This window comes from Pseudoalteromonas sp. APC 3691, assembly GCF_030408135.1.
Lineage (GTDB): Bacteria > Pseudomonadota > Gammaproteobacteria > Enterobacterales > Alteromonadaceae > Pseudoalteromonas.
Genome location: NZ_JASDCB010000049.1, coordinates 25,404 through 33,239 on the forward strand (window position 1 = coordinate 25,404; position 7,836 = coordinate 33,239).

Consider the following 7,836-nt stretch of genomic DNA (forward strand, 5'->3'; position numbering starts at 1 on the left):
TATTTACCTAAGTTTATCATTTTGAACGGATAGCCTTTAAAAATGCACTATATTTTGAGAGTAATGCACTTCAGGCAGGGCTATTCTAATTTAATCTGAAGTTATTCTCTACTGTTAGGCGTTAAATGATTGCGTTAGAATAGCAAGGTAGATATTCATTTGGGGTTAAGGGATGCTTAAAAAAGCAAGTGTACTATTGGGTTTGCTAACGTTGACAGGGTGTGAAGAACCGTTGACACTCGCACAAGTGTGCAAAGAAACACCTGGCTTTTGTAGCGACTTAAACAAAGACAGCCACTGCAAGGATGAGCGTTCTGATGTGATTATCAAACGTTACATAGAATACAAAGACCCTACTGATGAAAATAAATACCAATTACTCAAGGACTTTGAATCCTATAACCAATGTATAACTGTGGCCGCTAAAATTGAACATATTAAGTTAAAAGCTAAAAAAACGTCACGTATTGACGGTCAATTAACGAGCATTAAAGAAATGACTCGCTTATATCAAGATACCCAAAATACAAACCATCCAGGTTTGCTCTACTACCAATGGTCACGAAATAATAACCAAAGTGCACTGACTAAATTATTAGCGATAGAAAATGACAAAAGTGTAACGCAAAGTGCCGAAATGCAATTTTTTCTAGCATCATACTATATTAAATTTGATGATGAAAAAACCATCGATTTGCTTTATAAGACTTTAGAACTCAATAAAAAAGACAACGTACCGAATCCTGAAGTGTATACATCACTTATTAGTCTTTTTTATAAACATGATAAATTTAAGCATGCATATATATTTTCTAAAGTAGCGCAAATGTCGGGGATTGAAAATATTGACGTGTTTGAAATTGAGCAGCAATTAATAACGAATGGTAAAAGCTTAGACAGCCTAGATGTACTTGCAGAGCAAACATTTCAGCAAATAATGGCAGGTGATTTTGTATCTCCTCGAGAGTTTTAAAAAAGTTTTCTAACGGTACAACTAAATAACTCCGCTAGAGCGGAGTTATTTTAGACAATAAAAAAGGCAGCTTACGCTGCCTTTTTTTATTTTGCTTTGCTTGTGCCCACTTCTACGCGGGTTTTAAGCTTTTGACCTGGTCGAAAAGTCACCACGCGACGTGCCGAAATAGGAATATCTTCGCCTGTTTTCGGATTGCGGCCTGGTCTTTCTTTTTTGTCTCGAAGATCAAAGTTACCAAATCCAGAGAGCTTAACCTGCTCGCCTTTTTCTAGCGCTGAGCGGATTTCTTCAAAAAACGCTTCAACTAAATCTTTGGCATCTTTTTTATTGATCCCGAGCTTTTCAAATAGGTGTTCAGCTATGTCGGCTTTAGTAAGCGCCATATCTAGTCCCTCAACGATGCATTAAACTGTTCGGCCAATTCGGCCACCACGTTATCAACTACTAGATTGATATCTTTCTCTTCGAGTGTTCTATCAACCGCTTGCAGTGTTAGAGCAATCGCCAAACTCTTATAATTTGGCTCAATACCTTTGCCCTTATACACATCGAATAAGTTTAGGTCAACCAATTGATTTCCGCCAACTTTTTCGATCACGCTTAAAATGTCGCCAGATTTAACGCTGTCTGCCACTAAAATCGCGATGTCGCGGCGATTTGAAGGGAATTTAGACACCCCTTCTGCTTGCGGTAAATTTCTTTTTTCTATTGCTGACATTTCAATTTCAAAAACAAAAGTTGCGTTGTTGATATCTAACGACTTTTGAGCTTGAGGATGTAAAGCACCAAAAAAACCAACCTTTTTGCCATCAACATATATTACAGCTGATTGACCAGGATGAAGTCCATCTGACTGCTCGGCTTTAATTTCAAAGCGAGTAACGTCATTAGTAATTGCAAGTAAGGCTTCAACATCACCTTTTAAATCGTAAAAATCAACGTTACGTTTTTCTTCAACCCAATGTTCACCATTTACAAGGCCCGTAATAGCGCCACCAATAACCGGTACTTGGTAAACACCATTTTCTGCACTTTCGTCGCTTATAAATTTAAGACCATGTTCGAATAAACGAATACGAGGCTGTTGGCGATTTTGGTTATACGCTACAGACGCTAATAAACCCGGCATTAAACTTACACGCATCGCTGACATTTCAATTGAAATAGGGTGCGGTAATACCATTGCTTCACACTCTGGGTGTAAAATAGCTTGTGCTTTAGGGTCTACAAAGCTGTATGTAATTGCTTCTTGGTAACCACGAGTCACTAACGTATTACGGAACTTGCTAAGCGCAATAGTTGCTTCGTTATGCGTCGTCATTTTAAGTTTTGCAGTTGGTGCAACATTAGGAATGCTGTTGTAACCGTAAACACGTGCTACTTCTTCAATTAAATCTTCTTCGATGCGAATATCAAAACGGTAGCTTGGTACGTCCGCACTCCAGCTTTCATTTTCTACTTTAACATCAAGACCTAAACGCGTAAGAATATCTGTTACTTTAGCATCTTCAATATGATGACCAATAACACGGTCTAAACGAGCTCGACGAAGACGTACTTCAGTCACTTTTGGTAGTTTGTCAGCCGCTACAGCTTCAACAACTGGGCCTGCTTGACCGCCTACGATTTCAAGAAGTAGCGCTGTTGCACGTTCCATTGCATCATGTTGCAGAGCAAAATCAACACCGCGTTCATAACGGTGTGAAGCATCAGTGTGTAAACCGTAGCTACGTGCTTGCCCTGCAATTGCTACAGGATTAAAAAATGCGCTTTCAAGTAATATATCAGATGTTTTATCTGTAACACCTGATTGCTCACCACCAAAAATACCCGCTATTGCAAGTGCTTTGTTATGATCGGCTATCACAAGTGTAGTGTTGTTTAATTTAGCGGTGTTACCGTCTAATAAAACAAGTTCTTCATCTGCGTTTGCACTACGTACTTTAATACCACCTTCAATCGCATTTAAATCAAACGCGTGCATTGGGTGACCAAGCTCAAGTAATACATAGTTTGTAACATCAACTACTGGGTCGATTGAACGTACGCCACTGCGGCGTAGCTTTTCAACCATCCAAAGCGGTGTTTCTGCATCAAGGTTAATGCCTTTGATCACACGACCAAGGTAACGAGGACATGCATCTTCGTTCACTAATTCAATCGATATTTTATCGTCAATTGTTGGGGTAACCGCTGGAATATCTAATACATTTACGTCAATACTGTTTAAAACGCCTACTTCACGAGCAAGGCCTTTAATGCCTAAACAGTCACCACGGTTTGGTGTTAAATCAACATCTATACTATTATCATCAAGACCTAGGTAGTCACGTAAATCAGTGCCTACTGGTGCATCGCTTGGCAATTCCATAATGCCGTCGCCTTCTTCGCTAATACCTAGCTCAACAAAAGCACATAGCATTCCGTTTGAAGATTGACCGCGTAGTTTGGCTTTTTTAATTTTAAAGTCACCAGGCAGTACAGCGCCCACAGTTGCAACAGCAACTTTAATACCTAAACGACAATTTGGTGCACCACACACGATATCAAGTAGCTCATCGCCACCGACGTTAATTTTGGTAACACGCAGTTTATCTGCATCAGGGTGTTGTCCACATTCAACAACTTCACCTACAACTACGCCATTAAATTTGGCAGCAGCAGGCTCAACGCCATCAACTTCTAAACCAGCCATTGAAAGCTGTTCCGAAAGAGCTTGCGTATCAATAGCAGGATTAACCCACTCTCTTAACCACTTTTCACTAAATTTCATTTTATTGTTTCACTCTTAACGGAACTGGTTCAGGAATTTTAAGTCATTTTCGAAAAATGCACGTAAATCGTTTACGCCATAGCGCAACATGGTTAAACGCTCTACACCCATGCCAAAGGCAAAGCCGGTGTATTTTTCTGGGTCGATACCCACAGACTTAAGTACATTTGGATGTACCATGCCACAGCCTAGTACTTCTAACCACTTGCCGTCTTTACCCATAACATCTACTTCAGCTGAAGGTTCTGTAAATGGGAAGAATGAAGGACGGAAACGAATTTCCATATCTTCTTCAAAAAAGTTACGTAAAAAATCATGCAAAATACCTTTTAGCTCAGTAAAGCTAACATCGGTATCAACCATTAAACCTTCAACCTGATGGAACATAGGTGTATGTGTTTGGTCGTAATCGTTACGGTATACACGTCCAGGTGAAATAATACGCAGTGGTGGCTGCTCAGTTTCCATAGTACGAATTTGCACGCCACTTGTTTGTGTGCGTAGTACTAATTTAGGATTGAAATAAAAGGTATCGTGATCTGCACGTGCTGGGTGGTGCTCTGGAATATTTAGCGCATCAAAGTTATGAAAATCGTCTTCGATTTCTGGACCAGATTTAACTTCAAAACCTAACTCACCGAAAAAGCTTTCTATGCGCTCAATAGTGCGCGTAACTGGGTGTAAACCGCCAGTAGGCATAACACGCCCTGGTAGAGTTACATCTATAGTTTCAGCAGCTAGTTTTTCTTCAAGTGCTTTACTTGCTAGCAATTCACGCTTTTCGTTGATAGCAGCTTGTACATCTTGTTTAGCTTGGTTTATAACTTGGCCTGCTTCTTTACGTTCTTCAGGTGCTATTTTACCTAACGTTTTAAGTAAGCTAGTGATTTCGCCTTTTTTACCAAGGTAATTAACCCTGATATCTTCTAACTGCGCTATTTCACTGGCACTGGCTACCGCCTCAAGTGCTTGCGCTAATATGTTTTCTAAGTTCATTCGATACCTGATCTTTCACAGAAGGTGATTGCTTAAGAGCGTGTTGGCCTTTCAAGATTGCTTTACAACAGTGTGGTTGGTTATTAAATAAGGTTAAGCATTGGGCTGTAGTTTCCTACATAAATCATGCAATAACGCTAAATAAAGACCAAACACATGCAGTTTGAAGTGTTTATCTCGGAGGCTACTCTCTTTGTTGTTCGGGTTTCGCATATAAATACTATGCTAAAGTCCTCACGACGTGATTAAAGCACTCTTAAGTTAAACAAATTCCAATCAGGAAAGGTAAACACGCTCTGATAATAGCTTATGATAACTGAAAGAAGGGTCTAGATTCTAGACCTACTACAGCTTTAACGTTGATTTTATAAAAGGAATAGTTAATTTTCGCTGTGCTGCCATAGATGCATGATCTAATTTGTCGAGTACATCTAATAAAGCACGCATATCACGGCTTAAACGGGTTAGTAAAAAGCGTGCACACTCATCACTTAATTCAAGACCGCGCATATGAGCGCGCTTAACAAGTGCTTGTGCTTTATCGTCATCACTCATAGAACGAATTTGAAAGGTTGTCCCCCACGTTAAACGAGACTCTAAGTCAGGCAGCGAGATATTGAGCATGCTAGGAAGTAAATCGGCAGTTACTACTAACATTTTTCCGGGTTCGTTAAACCGGTTAAAAAAGTTAAATAGTGCTTTTTCCCATGCATCATTCCCTGCAACTAAATGCACGTCATCAATACATAGAACATCAAGCGCTTCTAAACCGTCTAATACCATAGGTCCAAAGTCAACTACTTCGCGCATAGACAGCAGCATATTAGATAGGCCACGCTCTTGTGCTTTAATACAGGTTGCATACAAAAGGTGAGACTTACCCGAATCACCTAACCCACATAAATAAGTATACTGAAACTTTTTAGCTAACTTCGAAAAGCTATCTTTTAAATGGTTAACCTCTAACGAATCTTCCCCACCAAAGTACGATGCAAATGTTTCGTCATCCGGCAAGGTAACCGGTAATGCCATTTGCATCGGCTCAGAAGTTAGCATTATGGCGTTATCCATTGATACTCTAAGCTATTTTTATCAACAACATGATAAAAAGCGCGTGGATCCTCATAATCTTTAAATGAGGAGTCTAGCCCTAACCCTTTTTTAAGATCGCTTAGGTTACCAGTGTGGTTTAGTTTAAATTCTACAAATTCTGGTGTTTTACGAACAATTTTAACTTGCGTAACAACGCTTAAATTCAATAATCTTTGCTTTGCTAATTCAATATCAACAAAACTTTGCGTGCCTTTTAATGTTAGCGTGGCCGCGGCTTGTTCATAATAAGCATTTGGATCAATAGCGTACTCGCTTGCAAGGCCTCGAGCTAAGGAATCAATCATTTGGCTCACTATTTGCTGCTTATCGCCCGTTAATCTATTTGAATCAAATTGATCATCATTAGTAAAACGCCAATCTAAAATCCAATTTTCGCTATCTGCTTCTTTATACATTCTTGCTGTAATACTTCGCTCAGCACTGTAGCGCCTAGAGGCCTCTTCTACTGGTTCTGAAAAGTTACCCCATACCTCAGGAATACCTACTAAACGTCTATCTTGTAAGTCAAGTAATGGCACAACGACAGGTAGACCACGGCGTCCTGCTTTGTCATAAATTAACTGCTCTAATTGCGGGTAACTTTCTTGTGTTACTAATTCTCTGCGCCAATTGTCCTCAATACCTAACCATATTGCGACTAACGGGCGTTGCACTCCCCATAAAGGTAAGTTTAACTCTTTGATTAACGCATTGATCTTTCGAGCTTCAAATTTAACAACGAGTTTCAATTGTCCATTTGCTCTCTCGTCATATTCAAACTTAAGCATATAATCAGAAATATCTTTAGTGCGTTGCTGTGCTAATTTATTTTGATCCGCAGTTTCATCACCGCTTACTTTCACTAAAACATTGAGCAAAGCTTTACGACTCGCAGCTAATCGAGTGTCTCGTGTTTTGTCATCCACTTTTAAAATATCTTGATATAGATCAGTTACTTCAACTGCCGACGCAGAAAAGCAAAATAAAATGGATATGGCGCTAATTAATAATCTATACACAGGCTGTTAGTTCTTGGTTTTAAACTGATTTGATCCTAAATCAAAGACAGTAACAAAGCAAAATTAAATTTGTTATCTAAGGAAATGAAAGTAATTAGCTTTTATAGAAAGTAAAAAAGATTAAATATGAATAAGATAGTTGAGTGAGTTGTACGCTATTCACCTACATTTAACTTTACTACACTTTTAAAACGCGAACCTTTCGGGTCTAGTTTGATCATTAAGGTATTAATGCAATTACTCGATGATGTTACGGCTTAGAATATTCGTTATTCGCTCACATTTCATTTTTCTGCAGACATAAAAAAGCCCGACTATTTCTAGTCGGCTCTCTACAATTTGAGGTCGGTACGCTACGAAGTAGAATGCCGTAGTGCCCAGAGCGGTAAAGTGTCACATAATATATGTACACTATTATTGGATCGGGAGTCACTACGCCCGCCCTACGCGATGGATGTTAATGTGAGTGTATATTAATTGCGCGCATTTTACTTTTTTGCAGACGTAAAAAAGCCCGAATCGTTAGATTCGGGCTTTCTACAATTTGAAGCCTGGTAATGTCCTACTTTCACATAGCAAATGCTACACTATCATCGGCGCTGTTTCGTTTCACTACTGAGTTCGGCATGGGATCAGGTGGGTCCAAAACGCTATTGTCACCAAGCAAATTAGGTGCAAAGAATCAATGACAAGCACGTAGTGCTACCATTTTCTTTGCGCAAGGTGCCTCAACTTTAACGCTACGCGCTAAGAGTCACCTCTTGAATTTGGAAAATATCTGATAATATTTTTTAAGTCTTTCTAAGTAATATCTACTTTAGTTATATTAACTTCTTCGCTTGTTTCACTATCACATAAAACGCGTTTGGCGTTGTATGGTTAAGCCTCACGGGTAATTAGTACAAGTTAGCTTAATGGCTCACACCACTTCCACATCTTGCCTATCAACGTTGTAGTCTTCAACGGCCCTTCAGAGACTT

General features: G+C 39.3%; 6 protein-coding genes and 2 rRNA genes. 1 reads left to right on the forward strand and 7 read right to left on the reverse strand.

What is annotated here, in order from left to right:
* Nucleotides 1–172 precede the first annotated feature (172 nt).
* Complete coding sequence (locus tag QL998_RS14710) at nt 173–973, forward strand: DUF2989 domain-containing protein (protein ID WP_024605015.1); 801 nt, start codon at nt 173–175, stop codon at nt 971–973.
* 86 nt (nt 974–1,059) lie between these two features.
* Here the strand turns inward: QL998_RS14710 and ihfA are convergent, their stop codons facing one another.
* From ihfA to QL998_RS14745, 7 genes are all read right to left on the reverse strand, one after another.
* Nucleotides 1,060–1,359: an integration host factor subunit alpha gene (ihfA, locus tag QL998_RS14715; RefSeq protein ID WP_002960690.1), complete on the reverse strand. Its 300-nt coding sequence runs from the start codon at nt 1,357–1,359 to the stop codon at nt 1,060–1,062.
* A 2-nt stretch (nt 1,360–1,361) separates the two neighbouring features.
* Nucleotides 1,362–3,749, reverse strand: coding sequence for a phenylalanine--tRNA ligase subunit beta (pheT, locus tag QL998_RS14720; RefSeq protein WP_290192968.1), 2,388 nt, complete (start codon nt 3,747–3,749; stop codon nt 1,362–1,364).
* A 15-nt stretch (nt 3,750–3,764) separates the two neighbouring features.
* Entirely contained in the window at nt 3,765–4,745 is a 981-nt protein-coding gene (gene pheS, locus QL998_RS14725; RefSeq protein ID WP_002960692.1) for a phenylalanine--tRNA ligase subunit alpha, read from the reverse strand.
* A 345-nt stretch (nt 4,746–5,090) separates the two neighbouring features.
* Nucleotides 5,091–5,801: a DnaA regulatory inactivator Hda gene (hda, locus tag QL998_RS14730; protein WP_024600452.1), complete on the reverse strand. Its 711-nt coding sequence runs from the start codon at nt 5,799–5,801 to the stop codon at nt 5,091–5,093.
* Complete coding sequence (locus tag QL998_RS14735; RefSeq protein WP_076923788.1) at nt 5,801–6,856, reverse strand: DUF2066 domain-containing protein; 1,056 nt, start codon at nt 6,854–6,856, stop codon at nt 5,801–5,803. Before QL998_RS14735 ends, hda begins: the two co-directional genes overlap by 1 nt.
* 549 nt (nt 6,857–7,405) lie before the next feature.
* Nucleotides 7,406–7,520, reverse strand: a 5S ribosomal RNA gene (gene rrf / locus QL998_RS14740).
* 211 nt (nt 7,521–7,731) lie between these two features.
* Nucleotides 7,732–7,836, reverse strand: a 23S ribosomal RNA gene (locus tag QL998_RS14745); the annotation flags it as partial.